The sequence below is a fragment of the Flagellimonas spongiicola genome (assembly GCF_023502425.1).
Classification (GTDB): Bacteria; Bacteroidota; Bacteroidia; order Flavobacteriales; family Flavobacteriaceae; genus Flagellimonas; species Flagellimonas spongiicola.
In genome coordinates this window covers 272,821-299,041 of sequence record NZ_JAMFMA010000004.1, presented here as the reverse complement: position 1 = coordinate 299,041, position 26,221 = coordinate 272,821, and the positions used below count along the sequence as shown (strand labels likewise).

Below are 26,221 nucleotides of genomic sequence, written 5' to 3'. Positions count from 1 at the left end.
ATCATTTGAACCTATACCTATCTCTGTTTAATATGCATCAATTATGCATTTAATCCCATTTTATGACAACCTATTGGCATTTCAAGTCACATTTGATTGCAATTACGGATATTTGCGGACAAAATTCTAAAACGTTTTATGAGTCTGGCCAAACGGATGTTTAATGGAATTGCATGGAGTGCTATCGAGCAATTTTCGGTTGATATACTTCATTTTGTTCTAGGGATTGTCTTGGCTAGAATTCTTGCTCCAGAAGAATACGGAGTTATTGGCATCTTATTGATTTTTATAGCGATTTCAGACATTTTTATTGATAGTGGATTTGGCGCAGCACTAGTCCAAAAACAAAATAGAACCGAGGATGACAAATCGACCGTGTTTTGGTTCAGTCTTCTCGTTTCATTCTTTTGCTACGCAGTACTATTTATCTCAGCTCCATTTGTCGCGCAATTTTTTGATATTCCAGAATTAGAGGAACTTCTAAAGGTCTTGGCTCTGATACTAATTATCAATGCCTCGTTTACTGTTCCGGATATTATCTTTTCAATTGCATTGGATTTTAAAACATTGGCCAAGGTAAGTTTTGGTGCAACACTGATTTCAGGTGTTACAGCAATTGTTTTGGCCTACAGTGGTTATGGCGTTTGGGCATTGGTATTTCAGAGCCTCATTCGATCTAGTTTAAATGCAATATTTACTTGGATTTTAGTCAAATGGAAGCCCAATTGGGTCTTTTCCTGGACTTCTCTGAAAAGTTTATTTAAATATGGATCTAACTTATTGATTTCATCATTGATAAGTACCACCGTAAATCACTTCTATGGGTTGGTAATTGGTAAAGTGATGGGGCCTAAGGATCTGGGGATTTACAGTAGAGGTACAAATTTTGCCGATACTGCTTATGGAGCTTTGGATGGTGTATTGGATAGCGTAATTTTCCCTGCGCTTTCAACCATTCAAGATCAAAAAGAAAATCTGATTGCCTATACGCGCAAAATCATCAAAGCTACAGCACTGCTTATAGTTCCGCTTTTTCTTCTGTTGGCAATTTTGGCTGAACCCATTATTAGATTACTCTTGACCGAAAAATGGCTGCCTGCAGTTCCTATCATGCAGATTTTTTGTATCGCTCGCATGATAACTATAATCTCAGGTGTTAATGAAAACCTGTTATATGTAATAGGACGAACGGATTTGGTATTAAGACAACAATTGCTAAAAATAGGCGTTCGCGTATTATTGCTGTTGGTTTCGTTTCAATATGGAATTTTATTCATTGCAATAGCTGAATTGATTGCGACTACAATCCACTTTTTCATTAACACATACTATCCAGGAAAAATAATGGGTTACGGTCCGATTAAACAAATAAAAGACATGCTCAAAATTCTCTCAATTGGTTTGGTTATGGCCTTGGCCACTTATTACCTACGTCTGTTGTTCCTATCTGATATAGTGAATATTTTGGTAACTGGACTAGTAGGTTTGATTATCTACATAGCTGGATTGAGATGGTTGAAAATCCAAGAGTATGATGAATTGGTGGCGCTTACCAAAGGCTTTTTTAAGAATTCAGAAGTTAAACAATAAAATTGGATAGAATGTCAAAGCAAATTTGTTGCATTTTCAACTCCGCGCCACACTATAGGATGCCGATCTATTCCATTATGGACACTGAATTGGAATGCGATTTCTATTTTGGTGATTGGTTGGCCGATTCTATCAAACAACTTGATTTCAATACGCTTAATGGCTTTAAGAAAATACTCTCAATCAATCAAATACCACTTACGGGTTTTGAATGGCAGACTGGGGTATGGCAATTAATTTTCAAGCCCTATAAGCACTATATTATTACTGGAACACCAGGTTCCTTGTCAAATTGGCTATTGGCATGTCTTGCCAAAATATCGGGTAAAAAGATATATGCATGGACACATGGTATGAAAGGCAATACGTCTACCATGGGAAAGTTGATTGAGAAAATGTTTTATAGACTTTGTCATAGAATCTTGCTTTATGGTAACCATGCCAAACAGAATATGATAGCGGAAGGGTTTTCTTCGGAAAAATTAGTGGTTATCTATAATTCACTTGATCATCAAAAGCAACTGGTATTTAGAAAAAACCTTAAAAAAACTGAAATATTCAGTAATCATTTTGACAATAACAATCCGGTAATTATTCACACAGGCAGGATTCAAAAATCCAAAAAGATAGATCAGTTGATTCAGGTAGTTGCCAATTTGAATATGACTGATATACCCTGTAATTTAGTCTTAGTTGGTCCCAATGCGGACTCTGAGGGATTAGAAACTTTACCTGAAGATCTTAAAATAAGTAAGAATGTTTGGTTTTACGGTCCTTGTTATGATGAGGCGATCATTGCAGAGTTGTTTTATAATTCGGATGTGTGTGTATCCCCTGGCCCCATAGGATTAACTGCACTACATTCAATGACCTACGGTTGTCCAGTGATTACGAATGACAATTTTAGTGGCCATGGCCCGGAATATGAAGCCCTGTATCCTGGAAAAACTGGGGATTTTTTTAAAAATAATGATTTAGAAGATTTAAATGTAAAAATTCAAAAATGGATTAATAAAGATAAATTTGATAAAAAATCAATTGCGAAAATGTGTCAGGATATAGTAGATGCCAAATACAATGCAAATTATCAAATTGATGTTTTAAAATCTACAATCAAATAATGAAGGATTCCATGAAAATACTTTGGGTTAGCAACACTATATTCCCAGATTTGGCTAAATCATTAGGTGAGAATATACCCGTAATTGGAGGTTGGATGTATGGGCTAGCATTGGATTTGGTCTCAAATGGCACCGAATTAACTGTGGTTACTGCTTCTAAGCACCATCACAAACTTTCAAAAAAAATTAATGGCATTCAATATTATCTATTAGAGAGCTCCACATCGATATACAATTATGACCAATCGTTAGAAAGCCAATGGGTTACCGTTATCAAGGAAACCCAGCCAGATGTTGTTCATATTCATGGAACCGAAGCGGCTCATGGCCTTGCATTAATGAATAAAATTCCCGATCTCAATTATGTAATTTCCATCCAAGGATTAATCAGTGTTTACACTAGATACTATTGGGGAGGTTTAACGGAGTCCATCATCAAAAAAAATATCACATTTAGGGATGTGGTACGCAGAGATTCCCTTTTGAAAGCTAAACAAAAATTCAAAAAAAGAGGAGAAGCAGTAGAAGTTCCTTACCTAAAGAAAACAGCACATGTAATTGGGAGAACGCATTGGGATCACACGCATGCAATTACCATAAATCCTAATATAATGTATCATTTTTGTAACGAATCGTTACGTAAGGAATTCTACGATTCCCGAAAATGGGATGCTGATAGCAAGAAGGATTATTCATTAATGATCAGTTCAGCTGCATATCCTATCAAGGGTATGCATAAGGTATTGGAAGCGATTAAAATAGTTAAAAAGTTATATCCTGAAGTGAAACTAAATGTGGTAGGAAAAGATATCACAGATTCAAGCTCGTTTTCGGAAAAACTACGATTAAGTGGTTATGGTAAATTGTTGAAAAATTACATTCGTGAAAATCAATTGTCAGACCAGGTGAATTTCATGGGAAGTTTGGAAGCAAAAGGTATGATCCAAGCATATTTAAACAATCACGCATTTATATGCCCATCCAGTATTGAAAATAGTCCAAATTCATTAGGTGAAGCCCAGTTATTGGGAACACCCGTAATCGCATCCTATGCTGGAGGGATTCCAGATATGGTGGATCACGAGTCTTCAGGTTTACTATACCGTTTTGAAGAAATAGAACAGTTGGCAAGACATATCATTCGTATTTTTGAACAACCTGAATTAGCAGAGAAATTATCCAAAGGAGGTATTATTTCAGCAACTAAGCGACATGACAGAGAAAGGAACCTGAAAGACCTCATGAGCTGTTATACAACAATCCTAGAAAATAATCATTCTTAATTAAGTTAGGGCAAACCAACAAATGGTTAACAAAATTTATACATATTTAAATCAAGTTGGATTTTTAATAGTTGGGCTATTTGCATTATATCTATTGAATCCATTGAATAAAGGTTTTTTGATTGGTTATGTCCTACCAGCATTTATTTTTATTAAGGCAAGCCTTGTTAAAAAGAACTTGGATTTGGATTTCACATTGCTGCTACTGCTATCAGTGATTTATGGATTGTTTTACATTTTAGATCCTGTTGATGGAATGCAATTTGTATTGATATATTCTCTATTCCCCCCTACATTTTATCTGTTAGGTAAGTTTATGAGCAACCCCATCAAGGATGACCATACTGTGTTCTATCTATTGTTCTTCGCAAGTGCTTTATTTTCTTTACCCGCCGTTCTTTCGGTATATCTGAACTTTGCAGAGGGTGGCTTTGTACAGGCAGATAGAAGCATACCTTACATATGGACCGGCGAATCGCTTTCAGCAACTGTAATGGGTGCCTATTTAACCTTAAATATGTGTATTCCCGCTCTACTTATCGTAGGACGTAAATCCATTCCGCTATTGATTAAAATTGGCATGGCCATTTTATTTATATTATCCCTAGTGTGTGCTTTGCGACTTGGAAGTCGAACCCAACTCAGTATTTTTTTACTTACTTCCATTATTGCAGTTGGATACATGCTTAAAAGACAAACGGCAAAAGAGAATGCAGTATTACTGTTTTTTTTGGTCGTTGCGGTTGGTTTGATATTGAACAAAGTATCCTTTGATTTAAACGCCGATTGGTTAAGTTCATTTGCAAGCCGAATGGATGGTGGCCGTGCCGATGTAGCTAGTGGCGGAGGAAGAACAGAACGTTGGGTCAAATCCTTTGAAAATATGTTCACCAAACCTCTAGGATGGGATGTAAATGAATTTGGGTATTCCCACAACTTGTGGTTAGATGTTCTTAGAGCTGGCGGTATTATTCCTTTTCTTCTATTGGTTATTTATTCTATTCGTTCTTTCAATCAAATTCGAAAAATCATCAAGACCAATGAACACCTGTTCATCAATGGTTTTATATTAATATATGGACTCGCATTTCTATTAATATTCATGGTTGAACCTATTTTTGAAGGTATTTTTTCGCTATTTGTACTTTTCTGTTTTTTCAAAGGAGTGATCAATAAATATTCTGAGATCAAATCATCATGAAAAAGATACTTTATGTAAGTTCTGTCTGTTCTGAAGACATACTGCAATACATATTTGAAACTTCTAAGGTAAAACCGCAATTGGCGGCTCAAAAGTTTCATAGATTGTTGGCTGAAGGGCTTTCAAAATGCCCACAAGAATGTACAATTGAAACCTTATCATCTATCCCGGTCATACCCGCTAATCATTCTCGTCGCTTTTGGTCTTTGACTAAAACAACAAGCAATGGGTTAACCTATAACTATATTCCAATGCTCAACATTAACGGTTTCAAGAACATTGGGGTTTTGCTTTACACTTTTATAAAAGTGTTTTTTTGGTCCCTAATAAATCGAAGAAGCAAGGTGGTCATTTGTGATATTTTGAATGTGACGCTATCCATGGCTTCCTTAGCAGCCTGCAAACTCACAGGTTGTAAAATAATCACAATAGTTACAGACTTGCCTGGCATGATGGTAAGTGAATCCTCTGGTCAAGTAGGTCTGGCCAACATACCAAAGCGCTTGACTTGGTTTGATGGCTATGTAATTTTAACTGATCAGATGAATTCCGTTGTAAATTCAAAATCTAAGCCATATTTAGTTATGGAAGGTTTGGTTGATGTGGCAATGGAAGGGTCCAAAAATACTTTAGAAAACAAATACACGGACAAGATAGTCATGTACGCTGGTGGACTTTATGAAAAGTACGGTGTTAAAAAACTTATCGACGCATTTAAATTATTGGAAGATCCCTCGTATCAACTTCATTTATACGGATTAGGACCCATGGTAGACACAATGTCTGAATATATAGGTGCGGATACACGCATCACTTACAAAGGTGTAGTTCCAAATCCTGTTGTGGTTTCGGAACAATTGAAAGTAACCCTATTAGTTAATCCTCGTCCATCGGCAGAAGAATTCACCAAATACTCTTTTCCTTCCAAAAATGTTGAATATATGGTCTCCGGTACACCAATGGCAACTACAAAACTTCAAGGAATGCCAAAGGAATACCATAAATACGTTTATCTATTCGAAGAAGAAACAACGGTTGGTATGTACGAAACATTTAATAGAATTCTAAGCCAAAATCCTCCCGATTTGCATTCATTTGGTCTTGAGGCTAAATCCTTTGTTCTTGAAAAAAAGAATAATGTGGCCCAAGCCAAAAGAATCCTTGAATTTTCAAATTCCTTGGTTTCACCGATCAAATCAGACCATTCATAAATAGCGGATATTTAAAATCTGCCAACTACATAGTCTTTTAGTCCAATTATCCATTATATATTCCCTTTTATAGAGTATTGAAGCTCACACTTTCAATAAAGAAGTATTTTTGGGGCGATATATCATAATCGTGAAATCCGAATAAGTGAACGTCGCTCTTATTTTTCCAAATAATCTTTATACTTCCCCCTATCTACCTTACTACACCCAAATTTTGGAGAAGGCAGGGACAACATACGATATCATCTCGTGGAATAGAAACAACAGGGAAGAAAAGGGTACTCTTGCATTCAGTCTCCATAATAAAGGAGCTTCCAACTTTTTAAGAATTTTTGATTATTTCAAGTTCGCCAAATTTGTAATCCGGACGATTGAAAAAAACAACTACGACAAGCTGATTGTTTTTTCTTGTCAATTAGGGATTTACCTTAAACAATATTTAGGTAAAAACTATAAGGATAAGTACATCTTGGACATCAGGGATTATTCACCTATAGTGCCCTATTTCGGAAATAGAATGAAAAATCTCATCCATAACGCCAGTGCGGTATCACTATCGTCGGAAGGTTTCAAAACATGGCTACCAGAATACGACAACTACATGTTAAGTCATAATGTCAATAAAAATTTGGTCAATGCAGCTTTAAATTCCAATAGTCGAGAGAAACCTTTTTTCCAAAATAAAACCATACAGTTGGATACTATTGGTCAAATTAAAGATTTTGACTCGGACAGCAAAGTGGTTTCAACCTTGGGAAACAACCCAAAATACAGCTTGAAATTCATGGGATTTGGCAGCACTCTTGCAAATTTGAAGGCATTCGTTCAAGAAAATGGATTAAATAACGTTGTACTTACAGGACCCTATAAAAAGGAAGAAGAATCGGAATTATTGAGTAATACCGATTTCATCAATATACTGATAAGCAACAATACGTTTAATAATCAGGTTTTGAGCAATAGATTATACCTATCAGCGTTATTGAATATTCCTTGTTTGGTAAACGATTATTCCATTGAACAACGGAAAATAATTGAAGAATACCAGTTTGGAATTGTAATAAAAGAATATTCAACTATCCCTCAAGAAATTGAGGATTACATACAAAATTTCGAAAGTTCAACCTTTACCGCAAGATGCCAAGCATTCCTGAAGAAAGTTTTGAACGATTATTTATTTTTTGAAAAAACATTGACTGAATTTATAAATACACCCAACCATGTTCGAAGGTAAAACATTACTTATTACAGGAGGAACCGGTTCCTTTGGAAATGCCGTCCTTAACCGATTTTTGGAAACTGACATAAAAGAGATCAGAATCTTTAGTCGAGATGAAAAAAAGCAAGACGATATGCGTAATCGTCTAAAAAACAATAAAGTTAAATTCTATATCGGCGATGTTCGCGACCCCAATAGTATCTCAAGAGCAATGCGCGGTGTTGATTACGTTTTTCATGCAGCAGCCTTAAAACAAGTACCTTCTTGTGAGTTTTTCCCAATTGAAGCAGCTAGAACCAACGTTTTTGGTACGCAAAATACAATAGATGCTGCTATAGAAAATGGTGTGGACAAAATCATATGTCTAAGTACAGACAAAGCTGCATACCCTATTAACGCTATGGGTATAAGCAAAGCCTTAATGGAAAAGGTTGCCATCGCCGCTTCAAGGAATGTGGACGAAGGTAAAACCACTGTATGTCTAACACGTTATGGTAATGTAATGGCGTCCCGCGGTTCGGTTATACCTTTATTTGTCAACCAAATACAAAACAATCAGCCACTAACCGTTACCGATCCAAAAATGACTCGATTCTTGATGTCGTTGGAAGATGCAGTCGATTTAGTACTGTTTGCTTTCGAACATGGTAACCAGGGAGATCTTTTTGTAAATAAAGCCCCTGCTAGTACCATTGGAGATTTGGCAGAAGCAGTGCGTGATATATTTAATGGTAGTAACGAAATCAAGGTTATTGGTACTAGACATGGTGAGAAATTATATGAAACCTTATGTACCAGGGAAGAAATGATCAAGGCAGAGGACATGGGTAATTTCTATAGGATTCCTGCCGATAATAGAGATTTAAATTACAGTCGATATTTCTCAGAAGGTGAAACAGATATTAGTGAAATTGAGGATTATCACTCCCATAACACCAAACAATTGAATAATAGCGAATTAAAGAACACCTTACTAAATTTGGATTTTATCAAAGAGTCTCTTAATGCATAATCCAAAAATCATAAACGCTGAAACTTTTGGGGATCAGCGTGGGATTTTACGTTCTTTTAATCATTTTGACATGCAGGAGGTGGTGCGATTTTACGAAATTGCCCCAGCGGATGTGGACATGATCCGTGGATGGCAAGCGCACAAACTGGAGAAAAAATGGTTTTACTGTCTTGAAGGTTCATTTATCATCAATCTTGTTCTAATTGATGATTTTGAAATACCTTCAGACGATTTGAAATCCCAAAAATTTGAGTTGGATACGTCCAAAGGAATCTTATGTGTTCCTCAAGGTTACGCCACGGCGATAAAAGCTACTAGGAATGATTCAAGGTTACAGATTTTTTCAAATTTTGACTTGGATAGTTCCGTGAAGGACGATTATAGATTTCCTTTGGAAAAATGGTCAGGAGACTGGCAATAAAAACATATGAAAAAGCTGAAAGTAGGTATTACTGGTCAAGCAGGTTTTGTAGGCTATCATCTTAGCACTACGCTATCCTTACGTGATGATATTGAATTGGTCGATTTTAAGCGATCATTTTTTGAAGACACTGAAAAATTGGGTGATTTTGTTGCTTCTTGTGACACCATAGTCCATTTAGCTGCAATGAATCGTCATGAAGATGCAAATGTCATCTACGAGACCAACATCGGTTTGGTGAAAAGGCTAATTGAAGCATGTGATTCAAGAAATGTAGCACCACATATCATTTTCTCTTCCTCTTCTCAAGAATCAAAGGACAATCTCTATGGAAAATCCAAAAAAGAAGGGAAATTGTTATTTGCTGGTTGGTCAAAACGAAGTACGGCTCAATTTTCATCCTTGACAATTCCAAATGTTTTTGGCCCTTTTGGGAAACCCAATTACAACTCGGTCGTGGCCACCTTTTGTCATAAGGTTGCACATGATGAGGAAACAACCATTATTAATGATGGAGAAGTTGGTTTAATTTATATCAATGAACTAGTTGCTGTGTTCATGGATGTAATCTTGCAAAATATTCGGGGAGATAAAATCGACGATCACAGCTACGAAGTCAACATTCCGCCAAATCATTTCAAAAAGGTCTCCGAACTTTTAAGGCTTTTAAAGCAATATCGAAAAGATTACATGAATGGAGGTATTTTTCCAAGCTTGGAAGATCCTTTTGAAAAAGCTTTGTTCAATACTTTCAGGTGCTACGTACCTGAGGATCATTATCCTGTTAAGTTTACCAAACATACGGATCCAAGAGGAAGCTTTGTAGAAATAGCCCGTACACAGACCAGTGGTCAATTTTCATTTTCCACCACCGTGCCGGGAATTACAAGAGGCAATCATTTTCATACACGCAAAGCGGAGCGATTTGCTGTTATTCGAGGTAAAGCCAAAATTCAACTGAGACGCATTGGAACCGACAAAGTTATCAATTACATACTGGACGGAAACGAACCTGCATATGTGGACATGCCTATCTGGTATACCCATAATATCATCAATATAGGCGATGAAGAACTTATTACTTTGTTCTGGATCAATGAACCCTATAATCCGGAAGATGCAGACACCTATTTTGAAGACGTCGAAAATAAATAACCAAAAAAAGATACATTGAAAAAACTTAAAGTAATTACAGTTGTTGGAACAAGGCCAGAAATTATACGACTGGCCTGTGTACTAAAAGCTTTAGATGCCAATAAGGCAATAGATCATACATTGGTCCACACCGGTCAAAATTATGATTATGAGCTCAATGAAATCTTTTTTGAAGATATGGGCATACGAAAACCTGATCATTTTCTAAATGCTGCGGGTAAAAACGCATCAGAAACGGTTGGACAAATCTTGGTCAAGATAGACCCATTATTGGAAGAAATCCAACCAGATGCCTTTTTGGTATTGGGAGACACAAATTCATGTCTCTGTGCCATTCCCGCCAAGAAAAGGAAAATACCCGTGTTTCATATGGAAGCAGGGAATAGATGTTTTGATCAAAGAGTACCAGAAGAAACCAATCGGAAAATTGTTGACCACGTAGCTGATATCAACCTTACCTATAGTGATATTGCAAGAGAGTATTTGCTTCGAGAAGGACTTTCCCCAGATAGGGTCATTAAAACCGGAAGTCCAATGTTCGAAGTACTGGGACAATTCAAATCTAAAATTGAAGCGTCCAACGTTTTAGAAAAATTAAATCTGGAAAAAGAAAAATATTTCGTTGTCTCTTCACATAGGGAAGAAAATATCAATAATCCGAAGAATTTTGAAGGTCTGATTGATTCTTTGAATCAGATTGCGGAAAAATACGATTATCCAGTAATTGTTTCTACCCATCCGCGAACAAGAAACATGCTTGAAGCTAAGAAAGTTAAGGCCCACAAAAACATACAGTTCCTTAAGCCACTAGGGTTTTCAGATTACAATGCCCTACAATTACATTCGTTCGCGGTTCTTTCAGACAGTGGAACAATCTCTGAGGAATCATCTATTCTTAACTTTAGGGCATTAAATATTCGTGAAGCACATGAACGTCCTGAAGCCATGGAGGAAGCTTCTGTAATGATGGTAGGACTTAGACCCGAAAGAATCCTTCAGGCTTTGGAAGCGCTGGAAGTTCAACAAAGGAATCCTGAACGGAATTTCAGACAGGTTGGTGACTATTCAATGCCGAATGTCAGTGAAAAGGTGGTGCGCATCATCATCTCTTATGTAGATTATGTAAATCGCGTGGTTTGGTCTAAATATTAATTTATTTACATGAGAATTGCTTTTCTAGGACTTGGTATTCCCAATTTATACGAGAATAGCACCATGTATACTGAATTAATGTTGGAATTCCATAAAGATGGCCATGAAGTCACATTAGTTGGTCCTGCTTTTGAAGATGACGTTAAAGGGCTTCAAACTGAAAAAGGTGTTCAGGTACTTAGGGTCCCTACCTTGAATCTTTTTCAAGTAGGCAAATTTGAAAAAGGAATATCAAACCTCTTACTTCCTTATCAGTATAAAAAAGCGCTTAAAAACAGTAAGATTGACCTAAAGTTTGACCTCATTTTCATGCCTACGCCACCAATAACACTATTTGATCTAGCGGTTTGGTTCAAAAAAAAATATAAATCTAAAATCTACCTAATCTTAAGGGATATTTTCCCTCAAAACGCCGTGGATTTGAAAATGATTACCCAAGGTGGAATAATACATCGATATTTTCGTGAAAAAGAGCGTAAAATGTACCGCCTAAGCGACACTATTGGGTGTATGTCCCAAGGAAATATTGATTATGTGAGAGCACATAACCCATCAGTCAGCAAAAAAAAGTTTCATTTACTGCCAAATTGGGACACCCCCCTACCCCTATCCCAGGAGAACGAAATTGTTGAACGTAAAAACAAAATGGGATTAAATGGCAAGTTTTTAGTGGTGTTCGGCGGTAACATAGGGCTTCCACAGAAAATGGAAAACATAGCGGACCTGGCTAAATCTTGTCTAGAAATTGAGAATCTGCTTTTTTTGATTGTAGGCGATGGTTATGAAAGAGACCCCTTTGAAGATCTTGTAATTGCAAACAATCTAACTAATGTTAAGATTATGGATTATATGGAGCGGGAAGAATTTTTTAAGCTAATGGAAGTCGCGGATGTTGGACTTATTTCCCTGAGTGAAGATTTCACTATTCCCAATATCCCCAGCAAGGCAGTCATTTACCACAACGCAAAAAAACCAATTTTAGCCTCGGTAGATACCCAAACGGATTTACCACAAATACTTGAAAAATCTGGGTCTGGTGTTTTTGCGCGAGCAGGAAATACAGAGGAACTCAAATCCAAATTACTATACTTGTATAACAATCCTGAAGTTCGCAAAACAATGGGTAATAGCGGATATCGGTATATGTACGAATCGCTTACGGTTGATAAGGCCTACTCGCGTGCTCAAATTGCTTTAAAAAATCTTAACGAAAAAACCTAACAAACTAATTGTTTGGACTCTAGAAAAATACCGATGAAAAAAATTGTATTCTTAGCACTAAACTACTCAAGCGCCACTTCAGAACCCGGTATGTACCCAGATTTAATGAGTAAGTTCTTAGCTAAAGGGCATGAGGTTTTTGTTGTAGCTCCAGCTTTGAATGACACTGATAAAATTTCTCTGAACAAAGAAGCCGGAATTAATGTTTTGCGTGTACCAACCTTAAAGTTGTTTGGAGGAGGATTAATTCAGAAAGGCATATCAAATATATTATTGCCTATTCAGTTTAAAAGGGCAATTAAAAAATCAAACATCAAACTTGATTTTGATTTGATAATTATTCCTACTCCCCCAATTACAATGATTTCCGTAGCCGTTTGGTTAAAAAAACGTTCTAAGGGAAAATTGTATCTGATATTACGCGACATATTCCCACAAAACGGTGTGGATTTAAAATTAATGTCGAATAAAGGACCGGCATACAGGTATTTCCGAAACCTCGAAAAAAAGTTATATAAGCACTCGGATAGCATCGGTTGTATGTCACCGGCAAATGTGGACTACGTATTGGAACATAACAAAGAGGTAAATCCAGATAAATTACATCTACTTCCAAATTGGGAACCCTTAAAAGAAGCAAAGGAAATAGTTGAAGGTGAAGAAGAACTGCGTAAACGCTACGGTCTACAAAACAAATCTGTTGCTATTTATGGAGGTAATATTGGCTTACCACAGCAGTTGGAAAATATAATAGACTTGGCTGAGTCGGTGCAAGATATTGATGATTTGGTATTTCTTATTATCGGTTGGGGAACTGAAAAGGAAAAAATAATGGGATTGGCCAATGATAAAAAGCTTACGAATGTGATATTTATGGATAGCGTCAATAGGAATGAACTCGGGAAAATCCTGAAAATATCCGACATTGGTTTAATCTCTTTGAATAAGGACTTCACTATTCCAAATTATCCATCAAAAGTCAACTCCTATTATCGTTACAAAATTCCAGTGCTATCGTCTCTTGATGCCAACACAGATTTCGGAATTATTCAAGACGAAATAGGTTGTGGGTTCTGGTCGTTAGCAGGTGACACCAAAGCAATGAAAGATAATTTGCTTAAACTTTATAATAGTGAATCACTGCGAGAAGAAATGGGCTTAAAAGGTTATAACCATATGAAAGACAATCTAACCCCAAAACATGCCTATGAAACAATCACCAAACAATTTCCATCCTAAATTATTGAATCGCTAAATCCATAGCTTGCATAAGGGGAAAAAAACAAATCAATTTGAATTGCCCGTAAAAGCAGCCATTGTATCTGTTTCGCTATTATTGACACCCTCAGATTTAAATACTTTGGCAATGGTCATGAATATTATTTTAACATCCAGTACAAAGGAAATGTTATCCACATAATATACATCCAACTTAAACTTTTCTTGCCAACTGATACTATTTCTACCATTAACTTGTGCCCAACCGGTAACACCAGGTTTTACATCATGCCTCCTCGCCTGCTCTTTAGAATATAGAGGCAAATATCTTTCCAATAAAGGTCTTGGGCCAATAAGGCTCATATCTCCTATTAATACACTTATCAATTGCGGAATTTCATCCAATGAATATTTTCTTACAAAACTCCCAATACGGGTCATGCGTTCAAAATCAGGTAACAATTCACCTTTGGCATCTACTTCATCAGTCATGGTTTTGAACTTGATTATGGTAAAAATTTTACCATGTTTGCCAGGCCTTTTTTGAAAAAAGAAAGGAGCTCCCTTATTTACAACTGATAACGAAAGCATTAGTATCAGAAATAAAGGCAGAAATAGCATAAGACCCAGTAAGGATAAAATCAAATCCAATAATCGTTTGAAAAAAATGCGATACACTTAACTTAGTTTAGGTTATAAATAATTTCCAATGTATAACAATTTATTGTTGTCTTTGGTTTTGCGATAAGTTTCAAACACGAAGAAAGAGAATTTTTTCTTGATTAATACAAAACACTTTCAAGTAACTGTATTGATCGTTGAAAACACATTACAAACAATAGCGGTTTTCAAGAAATTAGCCGCAGTTTACATACAATTTTATGACATAAACAAGGTTATAAATGCTGTTAGTTCTTAGTAATGTGGGCACAATTGTCCATTAACCGAATTATGTTCCATTATACAGATGAAAATCCAATTACACCGAAATTATAACTAGATTTGACCAGCTTTAGTTGACAATTCCATCAGCAGAAAAACTTATGAAAACCGTAATGATTTTAGGCGGCGCGAAAGGCGTTGGCAAAGAAATATTAAAAGCATGTCTAGATAAGGACTACAATGTGGCTTTTAGTGGTAGAAACTTGGAACAAGGCAATCAACTAATTACAAGTTTAAATGCTGAAAAAAAGCTTTATTTCCATCAACTGGATTTAAACAATATTGAAGAAATTGAGAATTTTCACAATACCACAATAGCGAAATTCGGAAGAATTGATGCCCTAGTACTATACGCAGGTATTACCCCTGTATCTTCTATAATTGAAACTGATGAAAGTACCTATGATAGTGTTTTCAATGTGAATTTAAAAGCACCCTATTTTTTATTGAAACATGTTTTAAGGACAATGATGCAGCAACAATCTGGAAGTGTAATCTTCTTTGGTTCTGCACACATGGATTATGGCCAGGCTGATCGCACTGCATATGCACTTACTAAAAGTACATTATATACACTATCCACCCATATAGCGCACCACTATGCCAAGTATGGTATTAGGTCTAACTACCTTGTGATGGGCTGGACAAATACAGAAGGAGAATTGGCCTTACGTGCACAGGAAGGTATTAGTGAGAATGAGTTAAAGGATAAGGCGTCTAAAGTTCTGCCCATGGGTAGAATGCTGAATACCTCTGACCCGGTTCCCGCAGTTATGTACTTTATATCAGACGATTCCGCAATGGCTACTGGTTCAATTTTAAGAGTTACGGGTGGCGAATACATTTAATCCAATATTATGATTCCAAAATTGGTTTTTCATACCTGTACCGAATTGTTGGAAGGCCCGGTGTTTGATCATCAGAATAACTTATTATATTTTGTTTCCATCCTTGATCGCTTAGCGTATTGCTATAATCCCGAGACAAAGGAAATATTAAGTTTAAAGTTCAACTCTCCAACAAGTTGCATATATATAATTGGATTCAAAAAAGTATTGATTGCAAGTAAAGAAGGTTTTTATTCTGTGGATTTCAATACGCTGACGGCAACGTTTAAGTTTCAAATTGAAATCGAAGATGATATGCGATTCAACGATGGTATTCAAGATTCCAGCGGACGAATAATTATAGGTACCATGGGATATCCTAAGATTATAAATAATAAAGGCAAGGTTTTTTCGTATTATAAGGGTAAGTATAGCACCATTATCACGGAAACAACCATATCAAACGGATTAGCATTTACTTCGGATGAACGCGTTTTGTATTTTATAGACACCCCAACACGGAAAGTTGCCAAGTATAATTACAATACGGAAAATGGTACAGTGGAATTCGATTCGTATGCAATTACTTTTGCGGGCGATAGCAGTCCAGATGGTATGTGCATTGATGAAAAAGGGATGCTTTGGATTGCCGAATGGGGTGGTGGATGTGTTTCAAAATGGGATCCGAATAGCGGAATTCAACTTGATTTAATTGATCTACCTTGTTCCAACATTACCTCATGCTGTTTTGACAACCTTGGTAATTTATACGTCACTACGGCAAAATCTGAATCAGAAACTGACAATTTTGGCGGTGGGCTATTTTACATTGAATTAGATAAACTTAGAACCAATGAATGATGTAAAAATCAGTGTAATTGTACCAATCTATAAGATTGAGGACTATTTGGCCCAATGTATAGAAAGCATCATTAACCAGTCCTTCCAACACTTTGAACTAGTTTTGGTCAATGACGGTAGTCCGGATAGTTGCCCTCAGATTTGTGATACGTATGCCGCAAAAGATTCACGTATAAAGGTTGTCCATAAAGAAAATGGCGGTTTGCTGAGTGCAAGAAAAGCTGGATTACAAAATGCTACGGGAAAATACATAGCGTTTGTGGATGGAGATGATTGGGTGGACAAGTATTATTTGGATGTGCTCTATAAACTTGCCGTAGCCAATGAAGCAGATTTGGTTGTAACAGGTCATTTTCGGGAGTTTGATGGAAAAATAGAGACCTTTAAGCCAAGAAATACCGGTATCTACAATGCCCAAACAATTAAAGGGTCAATTTTACCCAATGCTATCTACAATGGGCGATTTTGTGAGCACGATATCTCTACATATGTTTGGAACAAACTTTTTAGAAAAGAACTGTTGGCTAACGTACTTTATGATGTACCCAACGACATAATAATGGGTGAAGATGCTGCTATTACCTATGCATATCTTGCTATTTCAAAAAAATTGATAATAAGTAGTATTCCTGTATACTATTATCGACAAAGACATGATTCTATCGTAAAATCCATAGAAAACCCTAAAATGGAGTATTACCGATTGGGTCTTTTAATGCATTTTTTAAAAACGAGATTAAGTGGTATCCTGGATGACAATAATCTAAAGAAGCAAATTACATATTACCTCTATTCACAGATTTTGGTACGATCTGGTGGACTCATATATGATGAAAATGATGAACTTTTGTTTAATCCATTTCTAAATGTTGGCCCCGAATCCAAAGTAATTGTATACAGTTCAGGGTCGTTTGGTCAACATATACTTTCTACCAATACCAAACATCATTTTTTCAATGTTAAGGAATGGATAGACATAGATTACCATGAACTCAGTATCGGTGGTAATCGAGTCAAACCAATTAGTTCTTTCAATAATGATGAGTTTGATGCCTTGATTATTGCAACAATAAATCCAACTAATTTCCATAACATATCCAAGGAATTGTTCCTTATGGGAATTGACAAGGAGAAAATTGTAAATATCAATACCGATTTCAATAAGGTAAGTAAGTTGCTGGAAAAGCTAGGATTCGACAAAGATTTTAAATACCTGGACAACGTTAAACAATAACACAAGCAGTAAAAACAAGAATTAACGAGGTTTTACTTATGAAAAAACTGATGATATTAGGGGGTAATCCCGAAACTGCGGTACTAGTTGAAACCGCAATATCCATGGGCGTTTACACAATAGTTGTGGATATGAGCCACGGCTCTCCTGCTAAAAAGAATGCCCACGAAAGTTACGATATCAATGTCTTTGAAGTAGACAGAATCGTTCAACTTGCCAAAGAACGGGAAGTGGATGCGGTTTTGGTAGGTGTTGCTGACATTTTGGTTAAACCCTACCGGGAAATCTGCGAAAAACTGAACATCCATTGTTACGCCACCAAGGAAGCCATTGAAGCATTCAGCAGTAAAGATGGTTTTAAACGATATTGCCATGAATACAATATCCAAGATATCCCTGGAATATATTTAGATGAAAATACCGGAATAGACAAACCTGAAAACATAGACTATCCGTTAATGATCAAACCCGTGGACAATGGTGGCGGCGTAGGAATGAAAATCTGCAGGGATGATGAGGATTATCAAGAATCTGTTAAAACTGCCCTTAAGTTTTCCAAAAAAGGTGTGGTTTTGGTTGAAAAATACATGGATTGTGATGATATGGCTGCCTATTACACCTTTAAGGATGGAGTAGCATATATTTCGGCAGTTTCAGACCGAATCACCACAAAAAAACAAGGTGATTCCAGTCCTGTCTGTATTGGCGCAGTCTACCCTTCCAAATACACCGATTTATTTGTTAGGGACGTACATCCCAAATTGGTTGAGCTGTTTAAAGGGCTAAAAATCCAAAATGGGATATTGAACATCCAGTTTTTTGTGGAAAACGGCATTGTATATGCTTATGATCCTGGATTTAGGTTGCAAGGAGAAGCTCCACATATACACGTTGCGCATTACAACGGCTTTGATCACCGAAATATGTTAGTTGACTACGCCTTTACCGGGGTATTAGGAGATGATGACTTCCATTTAAAAAATGATTATCTATTTAAAGGTAAGAACGCTTGTACCATATGGGTACTCCTAACAGGTGGAACTATTGGATCAATTGAAGGGATTGATATAATAAAAGAAAATGAAAATGTAGTATTTGCATTGGAGCGTTTCAATCTTGGTGATGAAGTTAAACAAGAATGGTTAGGCACGGAAAGACAGGTTTATTCCAGAATTTATGTAGTTGCGGATAACATTATCGATATAAACAAAAAAATAAAGGAATTTGAGGATATACTTAAAATAAAGGATACCAACGGGGACAATATGATTCTTGAATGGCTAAACCCCTTTAACGAAAATGACTATTAGCGCAGGACCAACCAGTAATTCTATGCAGAACAACAAATAATCCCGTAGTAAAACCATTAAATTTTAATCCATTTAAACGGATATTACTTTTGATTAGACTGTTTGACTCACAATGTTAGTCTTTAACAATAGAATAAACTAGTACGAACCAGTCCCGCAACACTAACCAATCAACCCAATACCAGTACTCATGAGATTTAGTATTTTGATTCCTCTATATAACAAAGAAAAATATATTGACCGGTGCTTAAAAAGTCTCCTTGATCAAAACCTTTCTGAGGATACCTACGAAATAGTTATTGTAGATGATGGCTCTAAGGATTCCGGACCTAAAATAGCTCAGGAGTTTGCTGAAAAACATACAAACATCCATCTTATAAGTCAAAAAAACCAAGGACCAAGTGCAGCTAGAAACAGAGCACTTGAAGCTGCTAAAGGCGAATACCTATACTTTTTGGATGCGGATGATTATTTGGCCAAGAACATATTGGAGCCTCTTTTGAACATAGCAACCGATAATAATCTTGATATTCTTGAATTCAATACCATTCAAATAGAAAATGGAAAAGTTCCGGAAATTCGATCCCAAAATATTGAAGCTTTGGAAATCAATATTAAAGATGGAATTACATATGTGGCCGATCACGGTTTTAGAAATGAAGCATGGCGCTATATCGTAAAGCGGGAATTCCTTGAAACTTCTGGAATTAAATTCATCGAAGGTACATTATACGAGGATGCCATATTTACGGCTAGTTTGTTTTTAAAGGCAGAGGCGGCAGCTAAAATAGATTTGGATGTACATAGATATGTCGTTGTTGAAAATTCCATAGTAACTAGCACGGACAAAGCCCATAATCTAAAATTTATCAAGGGAATGGTCTATGCCATAGAGATTTTCCGTGACTTGATGGGCAAAATGGATAGCGCACATCCTGGTTATGGCAAGGCAGTAAAAAGACTTAAGGCAAGACAGCAATCTTTTGTTTTTGCATTAATTATCAGGACCCTAAAATTCAGGTTGATGAGCTTCAAGGAACTAAAGGAAATCCTAACTAAATTAAATTCTTTGGAAGCCTATCCTATTGACCCTAAGGTTGGTGGTATTGGAAATAGTAAAAATCGAAAGTTGTACAATGCTACTGTAGTACCCATTTTCAATAACAAAACCTTGCTCTTTTTGGGTATTGGAATAATGCGACTAAAGCCTTAGAATTTATTGCTTTACAATAATCAACAGCTCGTTTGAGGCTAATTTCAAATTCAGAATTCCGGCTAACTAAGCTTGGAATACGGCTTTAATATTGAATTCAGATTGCCCCTTAAAATTCCTTTCTGATTCAGATGATTCAGTTATCGAGATTTTACGTCATTAATCCGTTAAATTAACGTTAGGTAGGGCTTGAATATATCTTTGTATTAGAATTCTTCAAACCAGTCTAATTGACAAATTTACCAACCACGCCTTACCAGGGATGATATCCGTTATAGAAAATAAAGAAGAGTGGAACGCTGTTCTACAAAAGGTGGATACATATGATATCTATCACACCTACGAATACCATCAGATTTCTAAAAAGAATGGGGAAAAACCTATTCTTATAACCTATGAAAAACAAGATTGCCTGGTGGCCATACCATTAATCGTAAAGGCAATAAGAGATACAGCCCATAACGATGCTACCTCGGCCTATGGCTACAGTGGTCCTATTTCCAAAAATATTTCTGAAGATTTTGATCATGATAAATTTTCATTAGAATTAAAGGAGTTCCTTAAACAAAGAGCAGTTGCCTCTGTATTCTCTAGATTAAACCCCTATATCCCGAATCAATCTACGGTTTTGCAAAATTCTGGTAATATCGAGAAATTGGGCAATCTAATCAACATTGATCTAACACTGGATTTGGAATCCCAGCGCCGTGCTTATAATCCGAGACTCCGCACCTATATCAATAAGTGTAGAAAAAAGTACATAATCAAGGAAGCAGAAAACGAGGAGCAAATCAAAAAATTGGTCTCTATTTATTATGAGAACATGCTCCGCGTAAATGCCAATGACCGTTATTTCTTTCCAGGCAGTTATTTTCTAAGTCTTTGGAAAAGTACTGACTTTAAAACAAAATTCTTGTTGGCCTATGACGCGGCAAGTCAAGAATTAGCAGGAGGTGCCATTTTCACTATTGTGAATGATATTATCCATTATCATCTATCTGGCGTTAAAAAAGAATATTTAAAACTAAACCCTATCAAACTATTAATAGATGACATGCGTGTTTCAGGAACCCATGGTGATTTTAAATATTTTAATCTAGGTGGGGGTGTTGGCAATAACTGTGACAGCCTATTTCGTTTTAAATCCGGTTTTTCAAAAAACTTCAAAAACTTCAAGGTTTGGAAATTCATTGTAGATCAAAATGTCTATGCAGATTTGGTTTCCAGTAGAAATATTCAGTGTGGCTTTGAAAGTATGAGTTGTCAAAAATTCTTTCCGTGCTATCGTTGCAACATTTTATCCTAATGTAGATAGAAATGAGCGACAACCCCTTCATATCAGATACTTTCATAAATGTTTGGACACGTCATTTTAATAATGGAAACGCTCCATTATCCTTTGATGGCCTAAAGGGAGTCAAACTTGTTAAAAATGTTGGTAAGCCAATAATGATAAATACCGGTAAAAATCTTACCAAAGGGTTAGGTTATACCGTCGATACAAAAAAACTTGCTGCATTGGGTTCCGGTGTTATCCTAATACAAGACGTAATGAGCAATAGTGGTGTTTATAAGACAGGTAACACCTCCAAGATTGGGTTGAAAAAAATCCCTCAATATCCAGGTTTTCTGATTAACATGGATAACGTTGAGTCCTTGGATTCATTCATGAAATCCAAATTCAAAAAAAGTAGTAGGTATAAATTCAAAAAGTACCGAAAGCGCTTGGAAAGCAGTTTCAACATAAGCTATGAGATTCTCAAAGGGTCAATTTCCAAGGAATATCATGATTTGGTTTTTGATGACTTCAAGACACTATTGGAACGTAGATTCCATCAAAAAAAAGAATACAACAATAACCTTGATCCAGAAGAATGGCGCTTTTATAAAGAAGTTGCTTATCCAATGATTCAAGAAGAAAAGGCCGCCTTGTTTATCATTCGAAATGATAACGAATTAGTAGCTGCTAACCTGCTCTTTTTAGATAATCAAAGAATTATTGATGCCATTAGGGTATTTGATATCGATTTTGCGAAGTTTCGGTTAGGTACGGTCAGTATTATGGCATTAATAGAATGGGCTTTGGAAAATGGATATACTTCTATTGATTTTTCAAAGGGACATTACGATTATAAGGAAAGGTGGAGTACACAAACATATACATTTGAGTATCATGTATTGTACAACCCTAAATCGATGGTTTCAAGAGCAATTGCATCCTATATTAGTTCAAAGCTCCATTTAAAAACATTTCTTCGCAAAAAAGGCTTGAATGTCTTATTCCATAAAATAAGGTATCGAATTAAGGAAAGAAATTCAGGGACTATAAAGGATAAGGGTTCTTATCAACTTGTGGATGAGTTGGTAAATCATCCGGAGTCCGAATGGCAGGAAGTCGCGCTTAACAACTTAAAGCCAAAAGTTAAATCCTTGGTATTTGATTTTCTCTATCTGACCATGGAAAAATCATCACTCACGAAATTGTACCAAGCATTAGGTCCCATGCCAGTGTTCAAAATAAATGGGGAAAAACATGTCAAATATATTGTGGTTTCCAATGAAAACTTGAATTAGTAAAGTAGATAATCTGTTATGGCCGATCAGTTTAATACGCAAAATCAATCTATTGTTAAGGGAATTCCTCTTCGCAGTAAATTTGTGTTTGAACTATTTAAGCATCAGCAGCTTCACCCCTTTTACCGGAACACTGTACAGAATTCCATTACTGGAAAACAATACTTGATTGCACATAATTTTGCGGATGACCCAAAAGCGCTTACCTACCTAGTATCAGATATTCCCAGTTACCTGATCCTTGCTAATTCCGATAGCCATAAACAATTTAAATCCAAAAAAGTAAAACAATATCCCGGCTTTTTAATAGATCTAAAAAACACCTCTTCGGCAGATACATACATCAATTCTAAATTAAGTCGTAGAAACATTAAACGAATACAGAAGAACCATGATGCATTAATATCGAATCATAACTGTTCATTCCGGGCAATTATCGGTCATATTTCTAAAGAGGAATGCAATTCCTTAATGGATACTTTAAGCGAATATTTAAAAAATCGTTTCAATGAAAAGAGAATTAGAAACAGGTATTTGGGCACATGGAATACTTATAGGGAGGAAATATTTGAAAAAATAAACAAAGGCAGTGCAAGTCTTTTTGTAATTACAGACCGCAAAAAACCCATATGTATAACTTTGAACTATCATTTGGAAGATGTACTATTTAGTGAATTGGAAGGACATCATCCAGCCTTTGGTAAATACAGTTTAGGAGATATCAGTATGAAATATCATTTGGATTGGTGTACCAGGAATAACGTCCAGTTAATGGATTTATCTATCGGGAAAACGGCCTTTAAACTCAAATGGTGCAATCATCAATATGATTTTTGTTCACATGTACATTACAGAAAAAATAACTTGTTTGCGCAAGCTAAATCGCAATGTTTGTCCTTGATATTGAATCTTAAGCAAAGATTAAGGAATAGCGGAGTTGCTGGAGGTATTATAAATCTAGATCGCATATTGTTTATACTTAAAGGACAAAATAAATAACACCAATGGCTGAACAAGAAAAAGAAGAGAACAAAAAACCCATTAGTTTTCTACAGACTTTTTTTGAAGATCGTAACACACCTCTAGTATATGATAAAGTACAAGAGACCGTAACAGGAAATGTCCTATTTGAAAGAGCTGATTCAGAAGTACCAAATGAACTGAAAAAAGTATATTCAATTACGGATATACCGGGTTTTTTGGAGCTCAAGGTTAATCATCACTTGGAAGTTTATAAATCAAAAAGTTGCGATCTATTTGATGGTTTTTTGGTCAATCTAAAAAAGTACAATGGTGTAGAAGATTATCTAAAAGATAATTTCGGCAAAAACGGAAGATCGAAAATAAGAAGATACATTAAGCGATTGGAGTTATGCATTGAACCAACATACAAAATGTATTATGGCGAGATTGAAGAAGCCGAATACAACAAGCTATTTGACCGTCTAAGGGAACTTATGATGCGCCGATTCTCCCAAAAGCAAGAGGAAAATATTGAGTTGCCCGTATTGGAAGAATATAGAGGGCTTATGCGTAAAATGATAATTAATAAACAAGCTAGCCTGTTTGTAATCTATCACGGGGAAAAACCAATCGATATTTGCATGAATATCATTTATGACAATATAGTAACCTCCTACAACAGTAGTTATGATATAGATTATGAAGTTTTCAGTCTTGGTACCATTGATGTAATGAAACATGTCGAATGGTGTTTTGATCAGGGCTTTGATATCTTTGATATGGGAAGGGGCGATTACCTTTACAAACGAAGATGGACCAACCATAAGTATCAATACCGACGAGAATTGGTTTATGACACTTCTTCCGTATACCATAGCACTTTATCTAACTTAAAAATGTCGTACAATCAGTATAAGTACGATTTTATCCAGTTCTTAAAGAAATTTGGAGTTCAGCATTTATATGGTAAATACTATCAGTTGCATTACCTCATATTCAAAAAAAATCTTCATGTAGAGCTACACGAAAAGTATGATGTCACTATGGAATTTGATATGCCAGAAGCGCAAAGTCTGTTATCCGTGGATATTACCCAAGAACAAAATACCTGGCTCATTAAACCTATAAATGACTTTATTTACCGAGCTCATGAAAAGTACCACCAAGTAAAGGTAGTTCAGGATAGAAAAAACAAACAATTGTATTATCTGTTAGGTGAAAAAAAGAACCTATTGGTCAAAGTTAAAAATCAGTAGTAAGTTAATGGGGTTTCCTAAAAAAACACATATAGAATTCTTTACAAGTCTGATGGAGGAGAATAGCGTTCCCTCACTTTTTGAGAGCACTTCATATTTTAACAATATATTACGCAATGATGCTTCCAATTACTCAGATGATTCTAGTTCATCCATCTATTCACTCCGGTTAGTCCCTGAGTATATTAACTTGAAGATGGGTAATCCCAATAATTGGAGTAGAAAGGTAATTAAGCATTTCAATTGGGGATATGCTATCCATTTAGATGGATTCGAATCCATTGATGCCTACCTACAAGCCCAGTTTAAATCCAAGTATAGAAGCATCATTAGAAGGTATGTGAATAGACTTGAACATTGCTTTCCCATTTCCTACAAGCTTTATTTTGGTGAGATGGAACGTAAGCAATATGAATTTATAATGTCTGCCTTACATGGAATGATCGTTGATCGATTTGGGCAGCGACAAGAAACCCATAAGGATTTTTATCGATGGGAAGACTTGAGTACAGAAATGTACCAGCGGATACTACATAAAAAAGCTTCACTGTTTGTGATATATGATGGAGACAAACCCATACAGATTTCCTTAAATTATCATTTCGATAAAATTCTTTTCAGTGCCATATCCTCTTACGATATAGACTATGCAAAGTTTGGACTGGGCCACGTGGAAATCTACAAACAATTGGAATGGTGTATCTCCAATAAGTTCTGTATTTACGAAATGGGTGTTGGAGGTATGGACTACAAGAGAAGATGGAGTAACAACATTTATCAATACGAACACCATATTGTATTTAAAAATGAATCCATATTCAACCAACTAGTTGCAAGGGTTGAATTAAGTCGTGTTAAGCTAAAGGAATACCTAAAAAGAAAAAAAATCAATGAATTGATTTATGGACTAAAATCCAAAGCCTCACGTAATCGTATATCTGATAATTCTATTGAGAAAGATGTGCAACTAACCAGTGTAGAAAATCATTTGGAAGCTAGCGAATACAAATTATACGATATAGCAAGTTCCGAATGCAAGAATCTACGGAAATATATCTATGATTTTGCATATACCAACGTGGATAAAGTTTCTGAAATCCAACTGTGGCAAAGTAATTCCTCCACTAACGAATATTTGATTAAGGGAAGTTCCAAACAAACCCTATTGGTGTTTAAATAAAAATGGCGGTAATCAGCTTAAAAGCTTCATACCACCATTTTAACCATACTTAATTTA

23 protein-coding genes are annotated in these 26,221 nt (G+C 35.9%); 22 read left to right on the top strand and 1 reads right to left on the bottom strand.

Annotated features, from left to right (window positions below):
- Positions 1-138 precede the first annotated feature (138 nt).
- From M3P19_RS16150 to M3P19_RS16095, 12 genes are all read left to right on the top strand, one after another.
- On the top strand, positions 139-1,590 hold the full coding sequence (locus M3P19_RS16150; RefSeq protein ID WP_249658730.1) for a lipopolysaccharide biosynthesis protein: 1,452 nt from the start codon (positions 139-141) through the stop codon (positions 1,588-1,590).
- 11 nt (positions 1,591-1,601) lie between these two features.
- The gene (locus M3P19_RS16145; RefSeq protein WP_249658729.1) at positions 1,602-2,711 is read left to right on the top strand and encodes a glycosyltransferase; all 1,110 of its coding nucleotides are present in this window, start codon (positions 1,602-1,604) and stop codon (positions 2,709-2,711) included.
- An 11-nt stretch (positions 2,712-2,722) separates the two neighbouring features.
- Positions 2,723-3,994 (top strand): glycosyltransferase family 4 protein, encoded by a 1,272-nt coding sequence (locus M3P19_RS16140; protein WP_249658728.1) that lies wholly within the window; start codon positions 2,723-2,725, stop codon positions 3,992-3,994.
- A gap of 22 nt (positions 3,995-4,016) precedes the next feature.
- The gene (locus M3P19_RS16135) at positions 4,017-5,195 is read left to right on the top strand and encodes an O-antigen ligase family protein (RefSeq protein WP_249658727.1); all 1,179 of its coding nucleotides are present in this window, start codon (positions 4,017-4,019) and stop codon (positions 5,193-5,195) included.
- Positions 5,192-6,406 (top strand): glycosyltransferase, encoded by a 1,215-nt coding sequence (locus M3P19_RS16130; protein ID WP_249658726.1) that lies wholly within the window; start codon positions 5,192-5,194, stop codon positions 6,404-6,406. The genes M3P19_RS16135 and M3P19_RS16130 overlap by 4 nt, the downstream gene beginning before the upstream one ends.
- Before the next feature lie 145 nt (positions 6,407-6,551).
- Positions 6,552-7,640, top strand: a complete 1,089-nt coding sequence (locus M3P19_RS16125; protein ID WP_249658725.1) for a glycosyltransferase family protein — start codon at positions 6,552-6,554, stop codon at positions 7,638-7,640.
- Positions 7,627-8,637, top strand: a complete 1,011-nt coding sequence (locus M3P19_RS16120) for a polysaccharide biosynthesis protein (protein ID WP_249658724.1) — start codon at positions 7,627-7,629, stop codon at positions 8,635-8,637. The genes M3P19_RS16125 and M3P19_RS16120 overlap by 14 nt, the downstream gene beginning before the upstream one ends.
- Positions 8,630-9,058, top strand: a complete 429-nt coding sequence (locus M3P19_RS16115; RefSeq protein WP_249658723.1) for a WxcM-like domain-containing protein — start codon at positions 8,630-8,632, stop codon at positions 9,056-9,058. The genes M3P19_RS16120 and M3P19_RS16115 overlap by 8 nt, the downstream gene beginning before the upstream one ends.
- Positions 9,059-9,064: 6 nt before the next feature.
- Positions 9,065-10,213 (top strand): polysaccharide biosynthesis C-terminal domain-containing protein, encoded by a 1,149-nt coding sequence (locus tag M3P19_RS16110; protein WP_249658722.1) that lies wholly within the window; start codon positions 9,065-9,067, stop codon positions 10,211-10,213.
- 15 nt (positions 10,214-10,228) lie between these two features.
- Entirely contained in the window at positions 10,229-11,365 is a 1,137-nt protein-coding gene (gene wecB, locus M3P19_RS16105; RefSeq protein ID WP_249658721.1) for a non-hydrolyzing UDP-N-acetylglucosamine 2-epimerase, read from the top strand.
- 9 nt (positions 11,366-11,374) lie between these two features.
- The gene (locus M3P19_RS16100; protein ID WP_249658720.1) at positions 11,375-12,586 is read left to right on the top strand and encodes a glycosyltransferase family 4 protein; all 1,212 of its coding nucleotides are present in this window, start codon (positions 11,375-11,377) and stop codon (positions 12,584-12,586) included.
- Positions 12,587-12,619: 33 nt separating this feature from the next.
- On the top strand, positions 12,620-13,825 hold the full coding sequence (locus M3P19_RS16095) for a glycosyltransferase family 4 protein (RefSeq protein WP_249658719.1): 1,206 nt from the start codon (positions 12,620-12,622) through the stop codon (positions 13,823-13,825).
- A 48-nt stretch (positions 13,826-13,873) separates the two neighbouring features.
- Here the strand turns inward: M3P19_RS16095 and M3P19_RS16090 are convergent, their stop codons facing one another.
- Positions 13,874-14,482: a sugar transferase gene (locus M3P19_RS16090; protein WP_249658718.1), complete on the bottom strand. Its 609-nt coding sequence runs from the start codon at positions 14,480-14,482 to the stop codon at positions 13,874-13,876.
- A gap of 365 nt (positions 14,483-14,847) precedes the next feature.
- Here M3P19_RS16090 and M3P19_RS16085 point away from each other — a divergent pair, with 365 nt between their 5' ends.
- The 10 genes from M3P19_RS16085 (at position 14,848) to M3P19_RS16040 (ending at position 26,164) form a co-directional block, all read left to right on the top strand.
- Positions 14,848-15,594, top strand: coding sequence for an SDR family NAD(P)-dependent oxidoreductase (locus tag M3P19_RS16085; RefSeq protein ID WP_249658717.1), 747 nt, complete (start codon positions 14,848-14,850; stop codon positions 15,592-15,594).
- A gap of 9 nt (positions 15,595-15,603) precedes the next feature.
- Entirely contained in the window at positions 15,604-16,434 is an 831-nt protein-coding gene (locus M3P19_RS16080; protein WP_249658716.1) for an SMP-30/gluconolactonase/LRE family protein, read from the top strand.
- A complete protein-coding gene (locus tag M3P19_RS16075; protein WP_249658715.1) occupies positions 16,427-17,668 on the top strand; it encodes a glycosyltransferase family 2 protein in 1,242 nt (413 codons plus the stop codon). The genes M3P19_RS16080 and M3P19_RS16075 overlap by 8 nt, the downstream gene beginning before the upstream one ends.
- 38 nt (positions 17,669-17,706) lie before the next feature.
- Positions 17,707-18,978: an ATP-grasp domain-containing protein gene (locus M3P19_RS16070; protein ID WP_249658714.1), complete on the top strand. Its 1,272-nt coding sequence runs from the start codon at positions 17,707-17,709 to the stop codon at positions 18,976-18,978.
- 190 nt (positions 18,979-19,168) lie between these two features.
- On the top strand, positions 19,169-20,191 hold the full coding sequence (locus tag M3P19_RS16065) for a glycosyltransferase (RefSeq protein WP_249658713.1): 1,023 nt from the start codon (positions 19,169-19,171) through the stop codon (positions 20,189-20,191).
- 262 nt (positions 20,192-20,453) lie between these two features.
- Complete coding sequence (locus M3P19_RS16060) at positions 20,454-21,497, top strand: GNAT family N-acetyltransferase (RefSeq protein WP_249658712.1); 1,044 nt, start codon at positions 20,454-20,456, stop codon at positions 21,495-21,497.
- 11 nt (positions 21,498-21,508) lie between these two features.
- Positions 21,509-22,765, top strand: coding sequence for a GNAT family N-acetyltransferase (locus M3P19_RS16055; RefSeq protein ID WP_249658711.1), 1,257 nt, complete (start codon positions 21,509-21,511; stop codon positions 22,763-22,765).
- 18 nt (positions 22,766-22,783) lie between these two features.
- The gene (locus M3P19_RS16050) at positions 22,784-23,764 is read left to right on the top strand and encodes a GNAT family N-acetyltransferase (protein ID WP_249658710.1); all 981 of its coding nucleotides are present in this window, start codon (positions 22,784-22,786) and stop codon (positions 23,762-23,764) included.
- A gap of 5 nt (positions 23,765-23,769) precedes the next feature.
- A complete protein-coding gene (locus M3P19_RS16045) occupies positions 23,770-24,984 on the top strand; it encodes a GNAT family N-acetyltransferase (protein ID WP_249658709.1) in 1,215 nt (404 codons plus the stop codon).
- Positions 24,985-24,991: 7 nt separating this feature from the next.
- Entirely contained in the window at positions 24,992-26,164 is a 1,173-nt protein-coding gene (locus tag M3P19_RS16040) for a GNAT family N-acetyltransferase (protein ID WP_249658708.1), read from the top strand.
- The last annotated feature ends 57 nt before the right edge of the window (positions 26,165-26,221 follow it).